Genomic DNA, 21,469 nt, shown 5'->3' with positions numbered 1-21,469 from the left:
TCGGCGAGCGTCTAGTCGATGATGTCGCCGTTCAGATCGTGGCGCGTGATGCTGCCGCGCGCATCGATGGCGATCCAGCCGCCGCGCGGCTGTTCCGGCGCCGTCACGTCGCATTCCCAGTCGGGCAAGACATAGCGCAAGGTGTCGCCGACCTGGTGCAGGGCGGGGCGGTGCGTATGGCCGTGGATCATGACGGTGCTCGCATGTTCGGCAAACACTTGCGCGACAGCAGCGGGGGTGACATCCATGATGTCCATGGATTTTTCGCCATTGTGCTCGCGGCTGCTCTTGCGCAAACCGTCGATGATGGCCTTGCGCTGCGCCAGCGGCATGGACAGGAACTGTTTTTGCCAGGCGGGCTGGCGCACCATGGCGCGAAATTCCATGTATTGGACGTCTTTCGTACATTCGGCGTCGCCATGCAGCAAGACGATGCGCCGGCCGGCAAGCGTGGCCACGTGCGGTTCGCTGAGCAGGGTGGCGCCGGCGGCGGCGGCAAAGCCGGAGCCGACGAGAAAGTCGCGGTTGCCGGCGATCCAGTAGACGTGTACGCCCGCATCGCTGACGGCGCGGATGGCGGCCGTCATGCGCGCATTGAACGGGTCTTCCAGGTCATCGTCGCCGGCCCAGTATTCAAACAGGTCGCCCAACAGATACAACGCTTGCGCGTATTGCGCATGATGTTCCAGGAACGAAAGAAACGCCGCGCTGGTGCGCGGGTGCGAGCTCTGCAGATGCAGGTCGGAAATGAAGAGTGCGGCAGGCATTGTCATCGTTCAACGCTCCCAAAAAGTGATGTGCATGGAGAGGCGCAAACGCTGCAATGCCTGTTATTCATGGTGCGGTGGCCGAATTAAACTGCTTCGACTTTTTCGATGATGACATCGGTCACTGGCACGTCGGCGAACATGCCGGCGCGCGACGTTTTCACGGCGCGGATCGCGTCGACGACTTCCTTGCCTTCGGTAACTTTACCGAACACGGCGTAGCCCCAGCCGTCCTGGCCTGGGTAGTCGAGGAAGCTGTTGTTCTTGATATTGATGAAGAACTGGGCCGATGCCGAGTGCGGATCCGACGTGCGGGCCATGGCCAGCGTGTACGTATCGTTTTTCAGGCCGTTCTTGGCTTCGTTTTCCACGGTGGTGTCGGCTGGCTTTTGTTTCATGCCCGGCTCGAAACCGCCGCCCTGGATCATGAAGCCGTCGATGACGCGGTGGAAAATCGTGTTGTCGTAGTGACCGGCTTTCATGTAGGCCAGGAAGTTGGCAACCGTTTTCGGCGCTTTCTCGGCGTCCAGTTCAGCGGTGATCTTGCCCAGATTGGTGGTGATGATGACGGAGGTCATGATGATCCTTAATAAATTGGATGATAAAGTGATTCAACGACCCGCGTGGTCACGGGCCGCAAAAACGCTATTTTACAGTTTTGCGGGCGCGGACTTGAGTAAAGTCGCCGATTCGATCACCACGGGGGTGACGGGCACGTTCTGGTGCGGTCCCTTGTCCGCCACGGGCACGGCCTTGATCTTGTCGACCACGTCCATGCCACTGACGACCTTGCCGAACACCGTGTAGCCGAAGCCGTCGCGGCCAGGGTAGTCGAGCGCGCCGTTGTCGCCCACGTTGATGAAGAATTGCGAGGTGGCCGAATGCGGGTCGCCCGTGCGGGCCATGGCGATGCTGTAGGTGCCGTTATGCAAGCCATTTTGCGCCTCGTTCTTGATCGGCGCCTTGGTCGGTTTCTGCTTCATGTTCTTGTCGAAGCCGCCGCCCTGTATCATGAAGCCGTCGATGACGCGGTGAAATACGGTACCCTTGTAATAACCGCTGTTGACGTACTGCAAGAAATTAGCCACACTTTTCGGTGCTTTTTCCTGGTCCAGTTCCAGCACGATCTCGCCCATGCTGGTTTTCAGGGCCACGTGCGGCGTGGGGTCGACGGCGGTCGCCGGAGGGGCTGCCACGACGGCGCTGCCCAGGGTCAGGCCGGCAAACAGGGTGCAAAAGCGGGCCAGGAAAGACAGGCGTTTTGATTTGATTTCGTGCATGAAGGCGTCCTTGATCGTTATTTTTCTTTAAACTTGCTTTAATTGTAAAGAAGTGGAAATTCGCTTGAACATCGTAAAAACCTGATTCATATCGGGCCAGTATGGTTTTTATCAATGTTATACTTGACCGCTAACGCCCTGATTCTAACAAACAAGAACAACAATATAGCGGGTCGACCAGTCTTCGGCGCACACGGCAGTTCAGTGGCGCGGCACCACCGGTGTCCGCGCCTGTCTGTCGTTTTGCCAGGCTGGCGGCCGCTCCACTTGCAAAGCACGATGAGCAATCTAAAGATTTACAACACCCTGGCTCGCGAAAAGCAGGTCTTCGTCCCGATGGAAGCGGGCAAGGTACGCATGTACGTGTGCGGCATGACCATCTATGACTATTGCCATATCGGCCATGCGCGCATGATGATGGCCTTCGACGTCATCTACCGCTGGCTGAAAGCGTCCGGTTTCGACGTGACCTATGTGCGCAACATTACGGACATCGACGACAAGATCATCCGCCGCGCCGTGGAAAACGGCGAGACGATTTCCCAGCTGACGACGCGTTTCACCCGCTACATGGATGAAGACACGGCCGCGCTGGGCATCCTGACGCCCGACCACACGCCGCGCGCCACCGAATACGTGCCGCAGATGTTGCGCCTGATCGAACAGCTGGAAGCCAAAGATCTGGCTTACCAGGGTCTTGACGGCGATGTGAACTATGCTGTGCGCAACTTCCCCCACTACGGCAAGCTGTCGGGCAAGTCGCTCGACGACCTGCGCGCGGGCGAGCGCGTGGACGTGAACACGGGCAAGCGCGATCCGCTCGACTTCGTGCTGTGGAAGTCGTCTAAAGAGTCCGAGCCGGAAGAAGTCAAATGGGATTCGAAGTGGGGCAAGGGGCGCCCGGGCTGGCATATCGAATGCTCGGCCATGTCATGCGCCTTGCTCGGTGAACAGTTCGACATCCACGGCGGCGGCGCGGACTTGCAATTCCCGCACCACGAAAACGAGATCGCCCAATCCGAAGGCGCGTTCGGCCATACCAGCGTGAATTACTGGATCCATAACGGCTTCGTGCGCCTGGACAATGAAAAAATGTCCAAGTCGCTCGGCAACTTCTTCACCATCCGCGAAGTGCTGCAAAAGTTCGATGCCGAAGTGATCCGCTTCTTCATCTTGCGCGCGCACTACCGCAGCCCCCTGAATTACTCGGACGTGCACCTCGATGACGCGCGCCTGTCCGTCACGCGCCTGTACACGGCGCTGGCCGACGTGGCCGTGGAAGAGGGCGCCATCGACTGGAGCGAGGCCCATGCCATGCGCGTGCGCGAAGCGATGGACGACGATTTCAACACGCCGCTGGCCGTGGCCGCCCTGTTCGACCTGGCGACGGAAGTCAACAAGAGCAAGTCGCCGGCGCTGGCGCGTCAATTGAAGGGCCTGGCGGGCGTGTTCGGCTTGCTCGAGCGCACGCCGCAGCAATTCCTGCAAGCGACCGTCGGCGCAGCCGCAGGCGGCCAGGACGAGGCGGCCGGCATCGAAGCGGCCATCGCGGCGCGCAGCGCGGCGAAAAAGGCACGCGACTTCGCGCAGTCCGACAAGATCCGCGCTGAACTGTTGGCGGCGGGCATTATTCTTGAAGACAAGCCTGACGGCTCGACCAACTGGCGCCGCGCATGATGCCAACGTCCAGGGAAAACGGGGAAGCCCCGGTGGCGGCGCAGGTGATCCAGGTGCCGCATTACTGGGAAGAGGCGAAGATCGAGCTGATGAAGCGCGACCGCATCATGAAAAAGCTCATCCCGCAATTTGGCGACCTGCACCTGGTCGGCCATAGCGACCCGTTTACCACCCTGGCCCGTTCGCTGGTGGGGCAGCAGATCACGCCCAAGGCGGCTGATGCCGCCTGGAAAAAGCTGCTGCTCGCTTGTCCGAAATGCACGCCTTCGCAAGTATTGAAGGCAGGCGCTGAGCAGTTGTCCGCCTGTGGCTTGTCCAAGCGCAAGACCGAATACATCCTCGACCTGGCCGACCATTTCAAGGCCAAGCGCGTGCACGCGAGCCAGTGGGACCAGATGGATGACGAAGCCGTCATCGCCGAACTGGTGCAGATCCGCGGCATCGGCCGCTGGACAGCCGAGATGTTTTTGATATTTAATCTGCTCCGGCCGAATGTCTTGCCGCTCGACGACCCCGGTTTGATCCAGGGCATCAGCGTCAATTACTTCTCCGGCGAACCCGTTTCCCGCAGCGATGCGCGCGAAGTCTCCGCCAATTGGGAACCGTGGCGCACCGTGGCGACGTGGTATTTGTGGCGCAGTCTCGACCCTGCAGCCGCCCCTGCCGCATCCGATACAGCCCCCGGCGCACCAGCCGGTACGGTAAAATAAACATAGATGACGCCGCGCGCCCTGGCGCCGTGGCCGGTAAAACCTGGAGGTACAATGACTAAAACGACTTTCCTCAATTTTGAACAGCCGATCGCGGAACTCGATTCCAAGATCGAAGAGTTGCGCTTCGTGCAAGACGATTCGGCCGTCGACATCTCGGAAGAGATCGACCGCCTGGCCAAGAAGAGCCAGCAGCTGACCAAGGATATCTACGCCAAGCTGACGCCTTGGCAAGTGGCGCAGATCGCGCGCCATCCGCAGCGCCCCTACACCATGGATTACGTGAATGAAATCTTTACTGATTTCCACGAATTGCATGGCGACCGCAGCTACGCGGACGATCTGTCCGTCGTCGGCGGCCTGGCCCGTTTCAACGGCCAGCCGTGCATGGTCATCGGCCACCAGAAGGGCCGCGACACGAAAGAGCGCGCCATGCGCAATTTCGGCATGCCGAAGCCGGAAGGCTACCGCAAGGCCATGCGCCTGATGAAAGTGGCTGAAAAGTTCAACTTGCCCATCTTCACCTTCGTCGACACGCCAGGCGCCTTCCCCGGCATCGACGCGGAAGAGCGCGGCCAGTCGGAAGCCATCGGCCACAACCTGTACGTGATGGCGGAACTGAAAGTGCCGCTGATCGCCACCATCATCGGTGAAGGCGGTTCCGGCGGCGCGCTGGCGATTGCCGTGGGCGACGCCGTGCTGATGCTGCAATACTCGACCTATGCCGTGATTTCGCCGGAAGGCTGCGCCTCGATCCTGTGGAAGAGCGCCGAGCGCGCCTCCGACGCGGCCGAAGCACTGGGCCTCACCGCCCACCGCCTGAAAGCCATGGGCCTGATCGACAAGATCATCAACGAACCGCTGGGCGGCGCCCACCGCGATCCGAAACAGATGGCGACCTTGCTCAAGCGCGCACTGGCCGACACGCTGCGCCAGTTCCAGGGCATGAAAACCAAGGACCTGCTGGCCGCACGCCATGAAAAACTGCTGAGCTACGGCAAGTTCAAGGAAACCACGCCGAGCGAGTAATTTGTTGAAACCCAACGGCAGAGTCTGGGGTCAGACCCTTAGGGTCTGACCCCGGCAGTTAAGGTCTTGGGTTAAAGCAAGCATCAAACACCAGGGACAGGCAGGTAGCCGAACACATTCGGCTATCCACCTGTCCCTCTTTGCATTCCCGGAGTCCACATTGAAAAAGCAACAAACCGCCACCGTCGCCGCTATCTTCGCCCACGCGCTGGACGCCTGCGCGCCGCCAGCTGGCAGCGCGGTGGGCATCGCCCTCAGCGGCGGCCTCGATTCCTCGGCCCTGCTGCACCTGGCGCATGCCTGGGCGCACGAGCACGGCGTGGCCCTGCACGCCTTCCACGTGCACCATGGCCTGAGCCCGAACGCGGATGCCTGGCTGGCGCACTGCGCGCAGTTGTGCGCCGGCATGGGCATCGCCTTCGAGGCACGCAAGGTCACGCTGGAAAAGAATGCGAAGACGGGCACGGAAGAGGCGGCCCGCAAGCGCCGTTACGCGGCTTTGGGCGAGCTGTGCGCGGTGCACGGCGTGCGCCTGCTGCTGACGGCCCACCACCAGGATGACCAGGCCGAGACGGTGCTGCTGCAATTGCTGCGCGGCTCCGGCACGGCGGGCCTGTCCGGCATGGATGGCGCCAACAGCGCGCCTGAGCTGCTGGGCAATCCGGACCTGGTGATGGTGCGCCCGCTGTTGCCCGTGTCGCGCAAGCAACTGGAAGCGTACGTGGCGAAGCACGCGATCGCGCACATCCACGATGAGTCGAACGACGATCCCCGCTTTGCCCGCAACGCCTTGCGGCACCAGGTGATGCCTGTGCTGGCGCAGGCGTTTCCCGGTTTCCAGGAGCGTTTCGCCCGCAGCGCCCAGCATGCCCAATCGGCGCAGCGCCTGCTGACGGAATTGGCGACGCAGGATTTGGCGAACTGTCTCGATGGCGAGTGCATCGAGCTGGCGAAATTGCGCGCGCTGAGCGCGGACCGCTGCTACAACCTGCTGCGCCACTGGTTCGGCACGCGCGGCTTGCGCATGCCGTCGACGGCGTGGCTGGCGGAAATGCTGGCGCAATTGCTCGAGGCGCGGCCCGATGCGCAGTTGCTGGTCACACATCCCGAATGCCACGTGCGGCGCCACCGCGACCGGCTGTACCTGACGCCGAAGCTCGATGACCTGGCCGGCATGCGCGAGCGTGACGACGCGGGCATTCCCGGCCTGGAAAAAGCCAGCCAGGAGTTCACCTGGCAAGGCGAGGTCAGCCTGGCCTTTCCCGCGTATGGCGGCGTGCTGCACTTCGATGCGGTGCAAGAGGGGGGGCAGGGCATTGATATTGCCTGGCTGCAAGCTCAGACCCTGACCATCGACTTTCGCCAGGGCGGCGAGCGCCTGAAGCTGGCCTTGAATCGTCCCACCAAGAGCTTGAAATACCATTACCAGGCGTTTGACGTGCCCGCCTGGGAACGCGAACGCCTGCCCCTTGTCTGTGCGGCGCAACAATTGCTGTACGCGGCCGGCATCGGCCTCGATTGCCATTGTTTGAGTCTGCTGGACCGTCCCCGCGTCGCCTTGCGCTGGGTCTCCTGCTGAGCGTAAGGGCCGCCGCCACGGCCACTCCCGGGGCGGTCGCCAGGTGGCTGCTCAAGCCGGCTGGACTGCATGGATTGGTTATTTCCATATGCGCAATCGGTATGAGCTAATGCGCTTTTTAGCTTGTTATTTTGCATTGCGGCATGTAGAGTAAAGCCCTCCTTTTTTATTCTTCTTGAGCGGAAACTTCACTCTTATGGCTTTAATCGTCCACAAATATGGCGGTACGTCGATGGGCTCGACTGACCGTATCAAGAATGTCGCCAAGCGCGTTGCCAAGTGGCACGACGCTGGGCATCAAATCGTGGTGGTGCCATCCGCCATGTCGGGCGAAACCAACCGCCTGATTGGACTGGCCAAGGAAATCATGGATCAACCCGATCCCCGTGAACTTGACATGATCGCCTCGACAGGCGAACAAGTGTCCGTCGGCCTATTGTCGATGGCACTGCTGGCGATCGGCAAACAAGCCGTATCCTATGCTGGCTGGCAAGTCGCGATCAAGACCGATTCCGCCTTTACCAAGGCACGCATCCAGTCGATCGATGACGAAAAAGTCAAACGCGACCTCGATGCGGGCAAGATTGTCATCATTACCGGTTTCCAGGGCGTTGACGAACACGACAACATCGCGACCCTGGGCCGCGGCGGTTCGGACACCTCGGCCGTGGCCATCGCCGCCGCCATGAAGGCGGCCGAATGCCTGATCTTCACGGACGTCGACGGCGTCTACACGACCGACCCGCGCGTGGTCTCCGAGGCGCGCCGCCTGAAGACCATCACCTTTGAAGAAATGCTGGAACTGGCTTCGCTGGGTTCCAAAGTGCTGCAGACGCGCTCGGTGGAATTCGCCGGCAACTACCGCGTTCCCACGCGCGTGCTGTCGTCGCTGACCGACCCGATGTTGCCGCTGGAAATAGAAGCCAATTCAGGCACCCTGATTTCGTTTGAGGAAGATACAAACATGGAACAAGCAGTCATCTCCGGCATCGCCTTCAACCGCGATGAAGCCAAAATCACCGTGCTCGGCGTGCCCGACCGCCCAGGCGTGGCGTACCACATCCTGGGGCCGGTGGCGGACGCGAACATCGAAGTCGACATGATCATACAGAATCAGTCGGTCGACGGTAAAACGGACTTCACTTTCACCGTCTCGCGCGGCGAATACACGCGCGCGCTGGCCGTGCTGGAAGCGAACCGCGAAGCGCTGGGCGCGGCCAGCATCACGGGCGATGCGAAAGTGTCGAAACTGTCCGTCGTCGGCGTGGGCATGCGCAGCCATGTTGGCGTCGCGTCGCAAATGTTCCGTACCTTGTCGGAAGAGGGCATCAACATCATGATGATCTCCACTTCCGAGATCAAGATCTCCGTGCTGATCGATGAAAAGTACATGGAACTGGCCGTGCGCGCGCTGCATAAAGCGTTCGAGCTGGAAAAAGCTTAAATATCCAAAAATATTGCCCCACGCCCTTGACCAAAGGGGGGGCAATCGATATTATGACGTTCGTCGCTGCAGCGCAGTTAGCTACAGAGACATAGTTGAGTAATCAGCTAGGAGACGTGGCCGAGTGGCCGAAGGCACATCCCTGCTAAGGATGCATACGGCTTATACCTGTATCGTGGGTTCGAATCCCACCGTCTCCGCCAGAATCAAATAAGAAAGCCTCCCCTGCGGGAGGCTTTTTTATTTGTCTGGACGGAACGGTGGGATTCGAAGGGCTGGGCCCTGCCGGCCCAGCCCTCTCCGAATCGCCCATCTGCCGCGCTACGCGCGGCCCCGTTGGCCGCGCAGCGGCCAACGCCGTCCCCTCATCTCAGGCAGTAGCGGCCAACGCCTGCGCCGGCCTCTGCGGGCGCCTGCACCAACCGTTGCTCGGCAAGAGATTCTTTTTCACGCCCCCATCCCTCCCAATTCCCTTAAAAAGTTGCATAATCCACAAATACCGTGCAGAAATTTCATACTGGCCAGCGCGGTCTATGCCGGCGGCATGGAGGGCATGGTCCGGATAAACGAGGGGGTACGCACATGCAGCTGCTTCGCCAAGTCAAACTGTCGCGCCGGCTGGCCTTGTTGGTCGCCATCTTTTCGCTGGGCCTGATCGTCTATGGCGGCTGGTCGCTGCGCGTGCTGCACGAATTGAAGGTCAACGGCCCCGTGTACCAGCGCATCGTGCAGGGCAAGGATCTGGTGGCCGACGTGCTGCCGCCGCCGGAATATATCCTCGAATCGTATCTGGTCGCCTTTCAGCTGATGGCGTCCGAAGACCGGGGCGCGCAGGACAAGCTGGTCGAACGCCTGAAAACCTTGAAGGCCGAGTACGACACGCGCCATCAGTTCTGGCGTACCCAGGATCTCGATCACGATATCGCCGAAGCCTTGCTGACGCAGGCGCACACCCCTGCCGTGGCATTCTATGAGACGGCGTTCACGCGCTTCATCCCGGCGCTGCAGGGGCAGGACAAGGCGGGTGTCGCGACTGCCATGGCGGCCATGGCCGCCAGCTACGACAGCCATCTGGCTGCCGTCAACCGCGTGGTCGACATGACCAGCAAGCGCTCGGGCGCGTTCGAGACCGACTCGGCCGACAGGGCGCGCTCGGCAACCGTGCTGCTGGCGGGCTTGCTGCTGGCATCGTTGGGCGTCAGCATCGCCGGCGCCGTGCTGATCAGTCGCAGCATTACCGGACCCTTGCAGGAGGCGTTGCTGGCCGCGCAGAGGGTGGCGGCCGGCGACCTGAGCAATCGTGTCGACAAGCGCTTTTCCGACGAGCCTGGTCAATTGCTGCAGGCCCTCGAAGCGATGAATGGCAGCCTGTCGCGCACCGTGGGCCAGGTGCGCAGCAGCACGCAAAGCATCACCGTTGCTTCGCGCGAAATCGCGGCCGGCAATTTCGATCTGTCGTCGCGCACGGAGGCGCAAGCCAGTTCGCTGGAAGAAACGGCTTCCGCGATGAAGGAGCTGACCAGCACGGTAAAGCAGAATGCCGACAATGCCAGGCAGGCCAATCAGCTGGTGGTGTCGGCGTCGGAATTTGCCGTGCAGGGCGGACAGGTGGTCGGGCGCGTGGTCGATACCGTGGGCGCCATCAATGCCAGCTCGCGCAAGATCGTCGATATTGTCGACGTGATTGACAGCATTGCTTTCCAGACCAATATCCTGGCTTTGAACGCAGCGGTAGAGGCGGCCAGGGCGGGCGAACAGGGACGCGGCTTCGCCGTGGTCGCCAGCGAAGTGCGCAGTCTGGCGCAGCGCTCGGCCAGCGCCGCGCGCGAAATCAAGGCCATGATCGGCGATTCGGTCGAGCGCGTCGACGCGGGCAGCAAGCTGGTGGACGAAGCGGGCGCCACGATGGACAAGATCGTGGCATCCGTCAAGCAGGTGGTTGACCTGATGAGCGAGATCGCCGCCGCCAGCCAGGAACAGAGCCTGGGCATCGAACAGGTCAACCAGGCCATCACGCAGATGGATGAGGTCACGCAGCAGAATGCCGCCCTGGTCTAGGAAGCGGCGGCGGCCGCCGGCAGCCTGGAAGAGCAGGCGGCCAGCCTGGTGCGGGAAGTGGGGGTGTTCACGCTCGATGCAGGCGGCGCTGCCAGCGCGCTTGCCGCGCCCGCGCATCCGGGTCGCTGACAGGCTGGCTGGCGGCCAGGGCGCCGTTTGGCATGGCGTTTCCTGGACGTTGCTGCGCTATGGCGCGCGGGCCGCAGCCGTGGCTTGCTTGTCGCATGTCGCCAAGGTAGCTGTGCATGTGGAAAACGCTTCCAGATAGGTGATGGTTTTCTCGTATTCGTCGATCAGGTAGCGCAGTTGATAGGCCACCTCGATAGAGTCGCCCGTGTCTTTGTCCCGCAGCCTGTACATATCTTTCAAAAAGCGCTTTCTTCGCGCCAGTTCCGCAGTCAGGCGCGCCTTGCGCTCGGCGGCCGGTGGCAGCGGATATGGCTTGCCATGGATGGATCTGACGCCCTCGGGCGTCAGATCCAGGTCCTTGCCTGGGCCGCGAAATGCCACGCCCATGCTGCCATCCGCCTGCACCAATATCAGCAGTTCGTCGGCGTCGCTGTTGGCCGGCAAGGTCAGGGCCAGCACTTCAGGCTGGCCCTTGGGCAGCCAGCGATATTCGAGCTTGACCTGCAACGGCGCGGCGGCCTGTGCCGGCAGGTAGAAGCAGCAACTGGCGGCGCTGCTCATGTGCGGCGTCAGGGGATCGGTATCGACAGCGTTGTCGGGATTGCTGACGGAACTGATGCCCACCTGAATCATGCGCGGGCTGTAGTTCAAGGTGCTGACCGATACCTTGCGCTCACCGGTGGCGGGCGTGTACTGGTGCATGTTCAGCTCCCCGCGCTCGTCGTGGCCCGCAAGCAGTGGCCGGTGGAACAGGGTGGTAATGCCGAAGCTCGCGATATTGCTGATATAGCCGGTATCGGACGAGCCGACGCGCGAGTCCTTGTTTCCCGGCGTGTGGTAAAGGTAGCCGATCTCTCCCAGCGCCAGCGCGCTGACCATGCGGTCTTGCTGAAACAGTGGCGGCGATGCATAGCTGTCGCCGCTACCCATGACTTTGGCGTAGATGGGGCCTTTCCATGGCCCGTCGCCTGCAAAACGCGCGAGCACCAGGTACTCGTCCAGCAGCGGTTTTACTTTCAGGACATCCTTGGTCTCGCCGGTGACAGGGTCGATGATGGAATAAATGCCCGGAAAGGGACGGGTGACGACACGCGACAGCGTGGGCAGGACAAAGTAGAGTCCGGCAACCACGGCGATGCCTGTGGCGATGGCGATGCTGGCGCGGCTAGCTTTCATGCGCAGCGACCTTTCCCTTGCCTTCGGCACAACGCCACCAGGTCGGCCGGATAGAAGGGCGCGCCGCGATCGCTGCTGTCGGCCATATCGAGCACGCAGGTGATGGCGGCCGCTTCCCAGGACCAGTCACCCCAGAACGACGTGTCGCGCCGGTGGCCGTCGCAGTAGGGCTCGCGGCGGCTGGCCTCATACCATCGCTGCAGATAGGCTTGCATCAGCGCAGGGCGGGCATCTTTTTCTGCCGCGAATATCCTTGGCCCTTGCTCAAGATGGCTGCGGCCATGCCACTTTGCTGGTGTAGCGGTTTGCTTCGCGTAATTTTCGGGCATAGTCAACGAGATCCCTGGGATACACCAGATGCTCGGTCTGGCTATCGTCCAGATCGAGCATGAAAACCGTCGCCCCCGCTTCGAATGCCCAGTAGCCGTAATAAGCGCCATAGCCTTCCTCGCTGATATTGAGATGCGCGTTGTACCAGCGCGGATGATGTTTCATGGCCGGATACCATTGTTTCAGGTATTTCTGAAGCAGGCTCAAGGTCGCTTCCTCATCCTCCTCATAGAACACTTGCAGCAGGGTGTCATAGGGCCTGGTGATGATGCAGGCGTCGAGTGCTTGGCCATCCTCCATGTATCCGTCGATCAATTGCTCGAACAGGCCATCGCGGCCACGGTGGCTGCGCAGCACGTGGATGATGCGCAGTACCGAGCGCTGATCGCGCAGCAGGATGGCGATGCTCAGCAGTTGCAAGGTGTCCTGGTAGTCGGACAGGACGTAAAACTCTGGTGCTCCCTCATATTCGTAGGGGCCAAACTCTGGAAACTCAAGCGCCGCATCCTGCTGATAGAGCTGATCGACCGCATTCCATTCTTCAAATTTGTCCACGATGTCCGCGATGCGCGGCGCCAGGGTATCGATGGACATACCCGCCGTGTAGTCGAGCATCCAGAGCCAGAGTCGTTCCAGATACAAAAAATGATGAACGGAGGCATTTTCCTGCGTTGAGTAGGCGACTTTTTTGTTTTCCAGTCCTACTGCAATCAGCGCAAATTGATTGTTGCGCGTTTTGACATACAGCTCTTCACCAAGAAGTTGCTGGCGGCGGCGCTCGGCAAATGGAAGATTGTTCATCTTGTCTGGCTGTCGTCGTTATCGAGGCGTAACGACGACGCGCTTGCATGGAAAAATGCGGACATTGCCTGGAACTCCGTATGCTGAGGTAACCGTACTGGCAGTTGATGTAATAACTTGTTTGCAAGATTACACACTAGAAATAGTGATCGAACAAGCGCGATTCAATTGAATCGTGTGCCAGAAAGAAATATTCAAAATAGCTAATATGAGCGACGCGATGGCGTGCCGCAGGTGTTTTTCGGCCGACATCGTCTTTTTACGTGAACCGGAGCAAGCATGAGCAAGATGAAATACGCGGCCGCACCGCCGTACCTTGATGTGCTCGTCTATCAGTACGCCAATTGCGTCAAACCTTCCTACCACCAGGCCGGCCTGCTGGTGCAGGACGGGGTGGGGCGCTACCAGATCGACGTCAAGGGCGAGTCCTACACGGTCGAATGGCAGGAGCGCATGGGCTTTTCGCTGCAGGCGGGCATAGACGGTCCCGTGGCGGCCGTCGTCAAGCTGGACCGGCCGCCAACGGGGCAGTTCGAGGAACAGGCGCACTGGCGCGAACGCTGGCTGCGCGATGTGGCCGAGCGCAGCGGCGTGGAGCTCGAAGAACGGGCGCTGGCCGGCGGCGCGCGCCTGCTGGCCGTGAACAAGGGCGAGATCAAGGGGGACTATGTAGGCCAGTCCCTGTTGATCGATGCAAAACGGCAGTTGTTCATCGATATCGCGTGGCCGAACACCCTGGACATTTACCGCGGTGCCGATGGCTTGCGCCATGTGCGGCAAGTGCAGGACGACGTCTGGCAGCGCCTGTTGTCTTGCCCGCCGACTATGTGACGCTGACGGCCACCGCATACCCCTGCTGCGCGCATATACAAATAATAATGATTCTCATTTATAATGCAGGCAATGGGGGTAGCATGGGCTGGCGCCAGGGCGTCACGGGCGGTGAAGGAGGGCATGATGGGCAGTAGGCATGGCAACGAGGATGCGATCGCGCACGAGCATCGCGTGCTGATGGGCGAATATGGGCGGGCGCAGGCGCGCTGCAGTGCGCAGCTGGCGGCGCAGGCGGCCCGCATCGCGCAACTGGAGTCGGAATTGATGCGCGCGCGGGCGCAGCTCGTGATCCGCGACACGAAGCTGGCGCTGGCGCGCGACGAATTGGCCGACCTGGCGGCCAGCGTGCCGGGCTTGCCGACGCGTGCCAGGCTGGCGCGCAAGGTCGAGTGGCTCGGCGAGCGCGTGCAGGACCTGATGCGCGAGCTGCTGCGCCTGCAATGGCGGCCCGTGCCAGCCCTGCAAGCCGACGTGCGTGCAAAAGCCGTGCTGTATGTGGGCAATTATTCAAGCCTGGCGCCGGATCCGGACGCGGACGGCGCCAACGTGGCGCAGCAAGCCATCGAGCAGGCCGGCGGGCGCTTCCTCCATCATGCGGGCGGCGACGATGCGGCCGCGCTGGAAGCGAGTCTGGTGGCGGCCGACCTGGTGATTTGCCAGACGGGCTGCGTCAGCCACGACGCCTACTGGCGCGTGCACGACCACTGCAAGCGCACGGGCAAACAGTGCGTGCTGGTGGACCAGCCGCAAGCCATGCATTTTGTGCGCAAGGCGGCGCTGGCCATCTGACTTTCGCACCGCTTAACGCCGGCTTAATCCACCTGGGCCACAATGTCCGTCCCTTCGACGTCATTGAAAGCGCCCATGCTGTCCCTGCAAATCGGCCCCCTGGTCCTGCCCACGGGCCTGGTCCTGCTGTTCGTTTCCCTGTTTGTCGCGTATGGCGTGGCGTGGTGGCTGCGCCGGTATCGCCAGCTGCCCGATGCCGGCCCCCTCGTGTCCGACATGCTGATCGCCGGCTTGCTGGCGGCGCGCGTGGCGTTCGTCCTGCGCTGGCATGAACAGTACCTGGCCGCGCCCTGGTCCATCATCAATATCCGCGACGGAGGATTTTTGGCGCCGGCCGGCATCGCCGCCGCGCTGGCCATCGCCGCGTGGCGCTGCCGGCGTCCCGCCATGGCGGCCATGCGCCGTCCTCTCGGCGTCAGCGTGGCGGCTGGCGCGCTGGCCTGGGGCGTGTTGAGCGCAGGGATCTCGCTGGCGTACGACAAGCCGACGGCCTTGCCGGCCGTGGCGCTGCAGGCGCTCGATGGCGCGCCGACGACCCTGGCGGCGCTGGCCGGCGGCAAGCCCATGGTGGTCAACCTGTGGGCCAGCTGGTGCCCGCCATGCCGGCGCGAGATGCCCGTGCTGGCCGCCGCGCAGCAGGCGCGCGCCGATATCGTCTTCGTGTATGCGAATCAGCGCGAGGATGCGGCGGCGGCCGGCGCTTTCCTGACGCTGAGCGGCGCCACCCTGCGCAACGTGGTGCTCGACGGCGAGGCGGCGCTGGGCAAGGCGGCCGGCTCCTCGGCCTTGCCCACCACCCTGTTTTATGACGCGCAGGGGCGCCTGGTCGATACCCACCTGGGCGAATTGTCCGACGCCTCGCTGGCCAGCAAGCTGCAAAAAATCGCGCCACCCGGTTCTCTCTGATAGTATACCCCCCTATAGTATTTATCGGAGTGGAATCATGGGACACACGGCGCACAACAAGACCAGGCTGCTCAATCGGGTCAAGCGCATCAGGGGGCAAGTGGAAGGCCTGGAGCGGGGCCTGGAAGAGGGGCGCGACTGCGGCGAAGTGCTGCAGCTGATCGCCGCCGTGCGCGGCGCCGTCAATGGCCTGATGGCCGAAGTCATCGAAGAGCACTTGCGCGAGCACGTAGCCAGTCCCGACATCTCCGGCGAGGAGAGGGCCAGGGGCGCCGACGACATCGCGGGCATCCTGCGCACCTATCTCAAATAAGGAGATCGTCATGCAAATGAAAAACCGCGATGAAGACCTCTCCGCCTGGCAGCATGAACACGTTTTTGGCGCCGCCAGCGACAAGGCGGAACGCCGCGCGCGCATCGTCATGTGGATCACCCTGGCCACCATGGTGCTGGAAATCGTCGCCGGCTGGTGGTACAACTCCATGGCCCTGCTGGCCGACGGCTGGCATATGAGTTCGCACGCGCTGGCCATCGGCCTGGCCGCGTTTGCGTATGCGGCCGCGCGCCGCTATGCGCGCGATCCCCGCTTCGCCTTCGGCACGTGGAAGATCGAAGTGCTGGCCGGCTACACCAGCGCCATCCTGCTGCTGGGCGTGGCCGTGCTGATGGTGGCCGCTTCCGTCGAACGCCTGTTCTCGCCGCAGCCCATCCACTATCCGCAGGCGATGGCGGTGGCGGCCTTTGGCCTGTTGGTCAACCTCGTGTGCGCGCTGATCCTCGGCGGCCACCACGACCACGACCATGATCATCACCATGGACACGACCATCATGACCACCACGGCCACCACCATGGTGAAGACCTGAACATGAAGGCCGCGTACCTCCACGTGCTGGCCGACGCCGCCACCTCCGTGCTGGCCATCGCTGCGCTGGCCGGCGCGTGGGCTTATGGCTGGCGCTGGCTCGATCCCGTGATGGGCATCGCGGGCGCCGTGCTGGTGGCGCTGTGGGCGAAAAAGCTGATGCAGGAGACGGGCAAGGTCTTGCTGGACCGCGAGATGGACCACCCCGTGGTGGTGGAAATCCGCGAGGCCGTGGAAGTGGAAAGCGCCGGCGACACGCCGCGCATCGTCGACCTGCACGTGTGGCGCGTCGGCAAGCAGCTGTATTCGTGCGCCTTGTCCGTCGTCAGCCGCGATCCCGCGCTCACTGGCGCCGAGCTGCGCGCGCGCATCGGCATCCACGAAGAAATCGTCCACAGCACCATCGAGATCGTGCTCCGCCCTTGATAATGATGGCGAAAAAAGCAAGCTGATGCGGGGCGTAGGCGGTATAATGTCGGCTTTTACAGCACGCGCTGTTCACCAGACAGAGAAGAAAATGAGCACATTACCACCATGCCCGCAATGCAAATCCGAATTCACGTACGAAGACGGCAGCCAGTTGATCTGCCCTGAATGCGCGCATGAATGGTCGGCCACGGCTGGCGAAGCGGCGGAAGAGGGCGCCCGCGTGTACCGCGATGCGGCCGGCAATATCCTGCAGGACGGCGACACGGTCAGCGTCATCAAGGACTTGAAATTGAAGGGCGGCGGCGGTGTCGTCAAGATGGGCACCAAGGTCAAGAACATCCGCCTGGTCGACAGCGACCATGATATCGACTGCAAGATCGACGGCTTCGGTTCCATGAGCCTGAAAACCGAGTTCGTGAAAAAAGTCTAAGCTCCTCCTTGCCATCCGCGGCGCGCCTCGCATTCCTGCCGGCGCGCCGTTTTTTTATTCAGAATTCATGCAAATCGATCATCTCCGCCAGCGCCTGCGCGCCCTGGGCGCCAAACCCCTGCACGAACAGCGCGTGCTGCGCGACTGGATACAGGCGCAGCCGCACGATCAGGGCCGGCGCCGCGCCGAAGACTTCTTGCCGCTGCCCGTGCGCGAGGCCCTGCCGGCGCTGGACGCTGAATTGCAGGGCATGCTGAAATTGCTCAGCACCCATCCGGGCGCCGACGGTTCCGCGCGCCTGCTGGTGGGACTGCATGACGGCCAGACGGTGGAAAGCGTGCTGCTGCCGCGCGACGGCCTGTGCGTGTCTAGCCAGGTCGGTTGCGCCGTCGGCTGCCAGTTCTGCATGACGGGCCGCGACGGCCTGATACGCCAGGTGACCAGCGGCGAGATCGTCGCCCAGGTGGTGCTGGCGCGCACCCTGCGTCCCGTGAAAAAAGTCGTCTTCATGGGCATGGGCGAGCCGGCGCATAACCTGAACAATGTGATGGAAGCGATCGAGCTGCTGGGCACGGAGGGCAATATCGGCCACAAGAACCTCGTGTTTTCCACCGTGGGCGACCCGCGCGCCTTCGAGCGCCTGCCGCAGGGAAGGGTCAAGCCGGCGCTGGCCCTGTCCCTGCACACGACCAAGCCGGCGCTGCGCGAACAGCTGCTGCCGCGCGCGCCCAGGCTCACCCCGCAGGAGCTGGTCGACTTCGGCGAGTCGTATGCGCGCCTGACCGGCTACCCGGTGCAGTATCAGTGGACCCTGATGGAGGGCGTCAACGATGGCGAGGACGAGATGGACGGCATCGTCGCGCTCTTGCAGGGGAAATATGCGGTGCTGAACATGATCCCGTATAACACCATAGCCGACTTGCCGTTCAAGCGCCCCAGCTGGGAAAAGGCGCGCGCCATTGCCGCCGCCCTGCACGCGCGCGGCGTGCTGACCAAATTGCGCGATTCGGCCGGGCAGGACGTGGAGGGCGGCTGCGGGCAGTTAAGGGCGCGTGAAGCCAAGGGCAAGATCATTCCCATCCGCGCCGGCGTCTAGACACCACCGAGCAAATCGTTTTCATTCAAGATCGCAAACGCGATCTCGGGATGCGCGGCCAGGCAGCGGCGCACGGCGGCCGGAATGGCGGCGCGCGTCTTGCGGCACAGGCCGGGCCGCTCCAGCAGGCGGATCTGGAAGCCGCGCACGGTGCGCACTTCGCCGCTGCCCGGCGCGATCTGCAATTCCACACCGAGGTTGTCGCGCAAGCGCTGCTGCAGCTTCCGCAGCTGCGCATAGGTGGCGATGCCGTCGATGTGCGCCAGCAGGCGCTTTTCCTCCGTCAGGTTCAGGCGCAGGATGGAAACGTCCGCCTGCGGATCGTCGAGCAGCCGCTCGCGCTCACAGTCGCACAGCTGTGGCGGACACTCCTTGCGGACTTCAAAATCGACGATGCGCATGCTGGTGTTCCAGTGACGTTCCAATGGCGATCCGGGATGAATCAAGTATCGTCCGCCACCTGGCGCATGTCAATCAGCGCGGGCTGACGATCAGGCGCCAGCGGATCGGCCCCTGCTCGCTGCTGTGCTGGTGGTGGTTTTGCGGCGGCATGACGTGGCCTTCCGTCGACACGATTTCGTGCGCACAGCCGTCGCAGCGGTAGATGCCCGAATACGGCACGGCTTCGCCCGGCGAGGTCAGTTCATCGAAACGCGGGTGCATGGAGCGGGCCACGTAGCTGGGGTTCTTGTAGTCGGCCATGGATTCCTCGGGATGTGGGCAGGCCCCATTCTGGCACACAATCGCGCGCGGCCTTGACCGCGTGTCTTGGCGCGCGCGCCGCCCTGTGTTGTAATGTTGACCATCCCTATTGAGCACGCAAGGCCATGAGAACCCGTATCAAGATCTGCTGCATCGCTTCCATCGACGAAGCGCAACTGGCCATTGCCGCCGGCGCCGACGCGCTGGGCCTGGTGGGGGCCATGCCGTCCGGCCCCGGTCCGATTCCCGACGCGCGCATCGCGCAGATCGCCGCCTGGACGCCGCCGCCCGTGGCCACCTTCCTGCTGACGTCCGAGACGACGGCGCAGCGCATCGCCGAACACGTGCACGCCACGCAGCCGTCCACCGTGCAGATCGTCGGCCATATCGAGCCCGGCGAAGTGGCGCAGCTGGCGCGGCAGCTGCCGCACGTGCGGCGCGTGCAGGTGATCCACGTGGAGGGCCCCGAGGCGCTGGCGCTGATTCCCGCCTACGCGCCCCACGTGCATGCGTTCCTGCTCGACTCGGGCCGCCCCGGCGCGCCGGTGCCGGAACTGGGCGGCACCGGCCGCACGCATGACTGGTCCGTCAGCGCCCGTTTCGTGCGCGCCAGCCCCCGCCCCGTCTTCCTGGCCGGCGGGCTGGATGCCACCAACGTGATGGAGGCGCTGCGCCAGGTGCGCCCCTACGGCATCGAGCTGTGCTCGCGCGTGCGCACGGATGGCAAACTTGACGTCATGAAGCTGGCCTTGCTGATGGCGGCCGTGCGCGACGCCGATGCGGTGCTGTATGCGGAAGGCTAATCGGCCGGGAGTTTGGCCATCTCGCGCACGAACGCTTCCGTGAACGCGGCCACCATGCCGCTGGCCGCGCGCGGCGAGATCAGGCCCACGACGGAATGCGATTCCTCGTCCGGCAGGGCGATAAAACGCACGCCGGGCGGCGCCACCAGGCGCATGCTGTCCGGGACGATGGCGATGCCCATGTTCGCCTCGATCAGGTTCAGCTGCGAAGTCTTGCGCGACAGGGCGCGCGCCGCCTTCGGAAAGAAGCCCTGCGCCAGGCACAGGCCCGCGACCAGGTAACTGAGGCCGCCCCGGTCCTTGTGCGGAATCGAGACGAAGGCTTCGTCGCGCAGGGCGGCGATCGTCGTGCGCTCCAGCGCGGCCAGCGGCGAGGCCGACGACACGGCCACCACCAGCTTTTCCGCGTACAGCTCGCGCACGACGATGTTGGCATGCTTGCGCAGGGTGGGCAGGCGCACGAGGCCCAGGTCGGCGCGGCCTTCTTCGATGTCGGCCGCCTGGTTTTCCGACGATCCCTTCGATACATCGAGCGAAATGCCGGGGAACTGCGCCAGCAGGCGGTTCAGCACGGCGCCGATGGCGGGCGTGAGGGTGACGGAGCTCGAATGCAGCAGGCGGATGATGCCTTGCGCGCCTTGCCCCACGTGGCGGGTCTGGCGCACGGTTTCCTCGATGTCGTCGAGGATGCGCCTGGCCCGTTCATAAAAGACCTGTCCCGCGGGCGTCAGTTCGATATGGCGCGCGTCGCGCGTGAGCAGCAGGGCCTGCACTTCGGTTTCCAGCTCCTTGATCTGCCGGCTCAGGGCCGATTGCGCGATGTACAGCTTTTCCGCCGCGCGCGAGTAGCTGCCCGCATCGACGACTTCGACAAAATAGCGGAACTGTCTGATGGAAATCAATCGTATGCCTTTTCGAGATCGGAGACTGCCTGATTTGATATTGGCCCGGCCCCCGCGTTCGCGTTACAGTGGCCTGGTCCGTTGTCACTGCAAAGGAAAGGCCATGCTGGAATTGATCGGGGTACTGGGACTGCTCGTCAGTATTATCGTAAAACTGATTTTCGTCCAGATCGGCGGGGCGGCCGAAGGCAAGGAAGACTAGTATGCCAGGGTCGCCACATATGGAGCCGCCAAGCGCAAGGCTTGCAGGCGGCAAGCTGGCGCAGCCCCATCCCACTCCGTCAACTGCAAGCCCGCGCACTTGAGCGCCGCCTCGCGCGCCGTCCACGCCTGCGCCAGAGCCAAGGGGCGCTGATCGGCAGGGCAGGCGGCCAGTGCATCGGCCACCTGCGGCCCCAGGTAATCGCGCGCCAGCATGAACCAGTCGGCAATAGCCTGCACGCGCATCACGTCGATGCCGACGGCGCCGTGCAGATGGACGGCGGCCAGCGACAGTCCCTCGTCATGGCTGAACGACAGGCCCGCCGCGCCTCCTGCCAGCAGCAAGCGGGGCGGTTGGCCCGGCGTCGACTCCACCGAGATCGTCTCAATGCTTAACTTCAGCCACTGCGCCACCGCCTCGCGCACGGCCTGGCGCAGGTGCGTGCGCGCTTCCATGCGGGACGGCGGCGGCACCATGCCGATCACCAGCACGCCGTCTGCCGACCACAGCACCGTAGCATTCATCAGCTGCGA

The 21,469-nt window shown here is 62.9% G+C and carries 23 protein-coding genes, 1 tRNA gene and 1 pseudogene; 15 read left to right on the top strand and 10 right to left on the bottom strand.

Annotation, left to right across the window (positions count from 1 at the left end; genetic code table 11):
* Positions 1-11 precede the first annotated feature (11 nt).
* The 3 genes from GCN78_RS15790 to GCN78_RS15780 all read right to left on the bottom strand — a co-directional run bounded on the left by GCN78_RS15790 (position 12) and on the right by GCN78_RS15780 (position 2,047).
* Complete coding sequence (locus GCN78_RS15790) at positions 12-767, bottom strand: UDP-2,3-diacylglucosamine diphosphatase (RefSeq protein ID WP_152252559.1); 756 nt, start codon at positions 765-767, stop codon at positions 12-14.
* An 86-nt stretch (positions 768-853) separates the two neighbouring features.
* Positions 854-1,345 carry a peptidylprolyl isomerase gene (locus GCN78_RS15785; protein ID WP_034784044.1) on the bottom strand — a complete coding sequence of 164 codons (492 nt, stop codon included), beginning with the start codon at positions 1,343-1,345 and terminating at the stop codon, positions 854-856.
* Positions 1,346-1,417: 72 nt separating this feature from the next.
* Complete coding sequence (locus GCN78_RS15780) at positions 1,418-2,047, bottom strand: peptidylprolyl isomerase (RefSeq protein ID WP_152252532.1); 630 nt, start codon at positions 2,045-2,047, stop codon at positions 1,418-1,420.
* Positions 2,048-2,326: 279 nt separating this feature from the next.
* On the opposite strand from GCN78_RS15780, the gene cysS reads away from it, so the two are divergent.
* The 7 genes and pseudogenes from cysS to GCN78_RS15745 all read left to right on the top strand — a co-directional run bounded on the left by cysS (position 2,327) and on the right by GCN78_RS15745 (position 10,673).
* Positions 2,327-3,724 carry a cysteine--tRNA ligase gene (gene cysS / locus GCN78_RS15775; RefSeq protein WP_152252531.1) on the top strand — a complete coding sequence of 466 codons (1,398 nt, stop codon included), beginning with the start codon at positions 2,327-2,329 and terminating at the stop codon, positions 3,722-3,724.
* The gene (locus GCN78_RS15770) at positions 3,721-4,434 is read left to right on the top strand and encodes a DNA-3-methyladenine glycosylase family protein (protein WP_369811602.1); all 714 of its coding nucleotides are present in this window, start codon (positions 3,721-3,723) and stop codon (positions 4,432-4,434) included. The genes cysS and GCN78_RS15770 overlap by 4 nt, the downstream gene beginning before the upstream one ends.
* Before the next feature lie 54 nt (positions 4,435-4,488).
* Positions 4,489-5,463, top strand: a complete 975-nt coding sequence (locus GCN78_RS15765) for an acetyl-CoA carboxylase carboxyltransferase subunit alpha (RefSeq protein ID WP_034784047.1) — start codon at positions 4,489-4,491, stop codon at positions 5,461-5,463.
* A gap of 160 nt (positions 5,464-5,623) precedes the next feature.
* Complete coding sequence (tilS, locus tag GCN78_RS15760; RefSeq protein ID WP_152252530.1) at positions 5,624-7,042, top strand: tRNA lysidine(34) synthetase TilS; 1,419 nt, start codon at positions 5,624-5,626, stop codon at positions 7,040-7,042.
* Positions 7,043-7,238: 196 nt separating this feature from the next.
* A complete protein-coding gene (locus tag GCN78_RS15755; protein ID WP_152252529.1) occupies positions 7,239-8,486 on the top strand; it encodes an aspartate kinase in 1,248 nt (415 codons plus the stop codon).
* A 110-nt stretch (positions 8,487-8,596) separates the two neighbouring features.
* A tRNA-Ser gene (locus tag GCN78_RS15750) sits at positions 8,597-8,689 on the top strand.
* Between the two features lie 379 nt (positions 8,690-9,068).
* Positions 9,069-10,673 (top strand): annotated as a pseudogene (locus GCN78_RS15745) (methyl-accepting chemotaxis protein).
* Between the two features lie 57 nt (positions 10,674-10,730).
* Here the strand turns inward: GCN78_RS15745 and GCN78_RS15740 are convergent.
* Genes GCN78_RS15740 through GCN78_RS15730 form a run of 3 tightly spaced genes read right to left on the bottom strand, consistent with a single transcriptional unit; the run spans position 10,731 to position 12,980 of the window.
* Positions 10,731-11,849: a hypothetical protein gene (locus GCN78_RS15740; RefSeq protein ID WP_152252528.1), complete on the bottom strand. Its 1,119-nt coding sequence runs from the start codon at positions 11,847-11,849 to the stop codon at positions 10,731-10,733.
* Positions 11,846-12,178, bottom strand: coding sequence for a PoNe immunity protein domain-containing protein (locus GCN78_RS15735; protein WP_152252527.1), 333 nt, complete (start codon positions 12,176-12,178; stop codon positions 11,846-11,848). The genes GCN78_RS15740 and GCN78_RS15735 overlap by 4 nt, the downstream gene beginning before the upstream one ends.
* Positions 12,114-12,980, bottom strand: coding sequence for a PoNe immunity protein domain-containing protein (locus GCN78_RS15730; protein ID WP_152252526.1), 867 nt, complete (start codon positions 12,978-12,980; stop codon positions 12,114-12,116). The genes GCN78_RS15735 and GCN78_RS15730 overlap by 65 nt, the downstream gene beginning before the upstream one ends.
* 279 nt (positions 12,981-13,259) lie before the next feature.
* Here GCN78_RS15730 and GCN78_RS15725 point away from each other — a divergent pair, with 279 nt between their 5' ends.
* The 7 genes from GCN78_RS15725 to GCN78_RS15695 all read left to right on the top strand — a co-directional run bounded on the left by GCN78_RS15725 (position 13,260) and on the right by GCN78_RS15695 (position 18,327).
* Entirely contained in the window at positions 13,260-13,811 is a 552-nt protein-coding gene (locus GCN78_RS15725; RefSeq protein ID WP_152252525.1) for a hypothetical protein, read from the top strand.
* Positions 13,812-14,078: 267 nt separating this feature from the next.
* Complete coding sequence (locus GCN78_RS15720; protein WP_226939661.1) at positions 14,079-14,603, top strand: DUF2325 domain-containing protein; 525 nt, start codon at positions 14,079-14,081, stop codon at positions 14,601-14,603.
* A gap of 75 nt (positions 14,604-14,678) precedes the next feature.
* The gene (locus tag GCN78_RS15715) at positions 14,679-15,509 is read left to right on the top strand and encodes a TlpA disulfide reductase family protein (protein ID WP_152252524.1); all 831 of its coding nucleotides are present in this window, start codon (positions 14,679-14,681) and stop codon (positions 15,507-15,509) included.
* Positions 15,510-15,546: 37 nt separating this feature from the next.
* Positions 15,547-15,822, top strand: coding sequence for a metal/formaldehyde-sensitive transcriptional repressor (locus GCN78_RS15710; RefSeq protein ID WP_070311924.1), 276 nt, complete (start codon positions 15,547-15,549; stop codon positions 15,820-15,822).
* A gap of 10 nt (positions 15,823-15,832) precedes the next feature.
* Positions 15,833-16,798, top strand: coding sequence for a CDF family Co(II)/Ni(II) efflux transporter DmeF (dmeF, locus tag GCN78_RS15705; protein ID WP_152252523.1), 966 nt, complete (start codon positions 15,833-15,835; stop codon positions 16,796-16,798).
* A 91-nt stretch (positions 16,799-16,889) separates the two neighbouring features.
* The gene (locus GCN78_RS15700; RefSeq protein WP_034784061.1) at positions 16,890-17,231 is read left to right on the top strand and encodes a zinc ribbon domain-containing protein YjdM; all 342 of its coding nucleotides are present in this window, start codon (positions 16,890-16,892) and stop codon (positions 17,229-17,231) included.
* A gap of 67 nt (positions 17,232-17,298) precedes the next feature.
* A complete protein-coding gene (locus GCN78_RS15695; protein WP_152252522.1) occupies positions 17,299-18,327 on the top strand; it encodes an RNA methyltransferase in 1,029 nt (342 codons plus the stop codon).
* Here the strand turns inward: GCN78_RS15695 and GCN78_RS15690 are convergent.
* Positions 18,324-18,752 (bottom strand): hypothetical protein, encoded by a 429-nt coding sequence (locus GCN78_RS15690; protein WP_319633135.1) that lies wholly within the window; start codon positions 18,750-18,752, stop codon positions 18,324-18,326. The genes GCN78_RS15695 and GCN78_RS15690 overlap by 4 nt on opposite strands.
* A 49-nt stretch (positions 18,753-18,801) precedes the next feature.
* Positions 18,802-19,029: a hypothetical protein gene (locus GCN78_RS15685; protein WP_077402374.1), complete on the bottom strand. Its 228-nt coding sequence runs from the start codon at positions 19,027-19,029 to the stop codon at positions 18,802-18,804.
* A gap of 125 nt (positions 19,030-19,154) precedes the next feature.
* Between GCN78_RS15685 and GCN78_RS15680 the strand changes: the two genes are divergently transcribed.
* A complete protein-coding gene (locus GCN78_RS15680; RefSeq protein ID WP_152252521.1) occupies positions 19,155-19,832 on the top strand; it encodes a phosphoribosylanthranilate isomerase in 678 nt (225 codons plus the stop codon).
* Here GCN78_RS15680 and GCN78_RS15675 read toward each other — a convergent pair.
* The gene (locus tag GCN78_RS15675) at positions 19,829-20,734 is read right to left on the bottom strand and encodes a LysR family transcriptional regulator (protein ID WP_152252520.1); all 906 of its coding nucleotides are present in this window, start codon (positions 20,732-20,734) and stop codon (positions 19,829-19,831) included. The two genes, GCN78_RS15680 and GCN78_RS15675, sit on opposite strands and share 4 nt — an antisense overlap.
* Positions 20,735-20,932: 198 nt before the next feature.
* Positions 20,933-21,460: a 4'-phosphopantetheinyl transferase family protein gene (locus tag GCN78_RS15670; RefSeq protein WP_152252519.1), complete on the bottom strand. Its 528-nt coding sequence runs from the start codon at positions 21,458-21,460 to the stop codon at positions 20,933-20,935.
* Between the last annotated feature and the right edge of the window lie 9 nt (positions 21,461-21,469).

The sequence above is a fragment of the Janthinobacterium rivuli genome (assembly GCF_009208735.1).
Taxonomy (GTDB): Bacteria; Pseudomonadota; Gammaproteobacteria; order Burkholderiales; family Burkholderiaceae_D; genus Janthinobacterium.
Note: the sequence above shows the minus strand (reverse complement) of the source record. Positions and strands in the feature narration are given on the sequence as shown.

Coding starts and splice junctions, on each gene's coding strand:
- cysS (WP_152252531.1), top strand. CDS start 2,327: ATGAGCAATCTAAAGATTTACAACACCCTGGCTCGCGAAAAGCAGGTC.
- GCN78_RS15715 (WP_152252524.1), top strand. CDS start 14,679: ATGCTGTCCCTGCAAATCGGCCCCCTGGTCCTGCCCACGGGCCTGGTC.
- GCN78_RS15780 (WP_152252532.1), bottom strand. CDS start 2,047: ATGCACGAAATCAAATCAAAACGCCTGTCTTTCCTGGCCCGCTTTTGC.
- GCN78_RS15710 (WP_070311924.1), top strand. CDS start 15,547: ATGGGACACACGGCGCACAACAAGACCAGGCTGCTCAATCGGGTCAAG.
- GCN78_RS15770 (WP_369811602.1), top strand. CDS start 3,721: ATGATGCCAACGTCCAGGGAAAACGGGGAAGCCCCGGTGGCGGCGCAG.
- GCN78_RS15730 (WP_152252526.1), bottom strand. CDS start 12,980: ATGAACAATCTTCCATTTGCCGAGCGCCGCCGCCAGCAACTTCTTGGT.
- GCN78_RS15765 (WP_034784047.1), top strand. CDS start 4,489: ATGACTAAAACGACTTTCCTCAATTTTGAACAGCCGATCGCGGAACTC.
- GCN78_RS15740 (WP_152252528.1), bottom strand. CDS start 11,849: ATGAAAGCTAGCCGCGCCAGCATCGCCATCGCCACAGGCATCGCCGTG.
- GCN78_RS15695 (WP_152252522.1), top strand. CDS start 17,299: ATGCAAATCGATCATCTCCGCCAGCGCCTGCGCGCCCTGGGCGCCAAA.
- GCN78_RS15680 (WP_152252521.1), top strand. CDS start 19,155: ATGAGAACCCGTATCAAGATCTGCTGCATCGCTTCCATCGACGAAGCG.
- dmeF (WP_152252523.1), top strand. CDS start 15,833: ATGCAAATGAAAAACCGCGATGAAGACCTCTCCGCCTGGCAGCATGAA.
- GCN78_RS15790 (WP_152252559.1), bottom strand. CDS start 767: ATGCCTGCCGCACTCTTCATTTCCGACCTGCATCTGCAGAGCTCGCAC.
- GCN78_RS15725 (WP_152252525.1), top strand. CDS start 13,260: ATGAGCAAGATGAAATACGCGGCCGCACCGCCGTACCTTGATGTGCTC.
- GCN78_RS15720 (WP_226939661.1), top strand. CDS start 14,079: ATGCGCGCGCGGGCGCAGCTCGTGATCCGCGACACGAAGCTGGCGCTG.
- GCN78_RS15670 (WP_152252519.1), bottom strand. CDS start 21,460: ATGAATGCTACGGTGCTGTGGTCGGCAGACGGCGTGCTGGTGATCGGC.
- GCN78_RS15685 (WP_077402374.1), bottom strand. CDS start 19,029: ATGGCCGACTACAAGAACCCCAGCTACGTGGCCCGCTCCATGCACCCG.
- GCN78_RS15755 (WP_152252529.1), top strand. CDS start 7,239: ATGGCTTTAATCGTCCACAAATATGGCGGTACGTCGATGGGCTCGACT.
- GCN78_RS15785 (WP_034784044.1), bottom strand. CDS start 1,345: ATGACCTCCGTCATCATCACCACCAATCTGGGCAAGATCACCGCTGAA.
- GCN78_RS15735 (WP_152252527.1), bottom strand. CDS start 12,178: ATGCCCGAAAATTACGCGAAGCAAACCGCTACACCAGCAAAGTGGCAT.
- GCN78_RS15700 (WP_034784061.1), top strand. CDS start 16,890: ATGAGCACATTACCACCATGCCCGCAATGCAAATCCGAATTCACGTAC.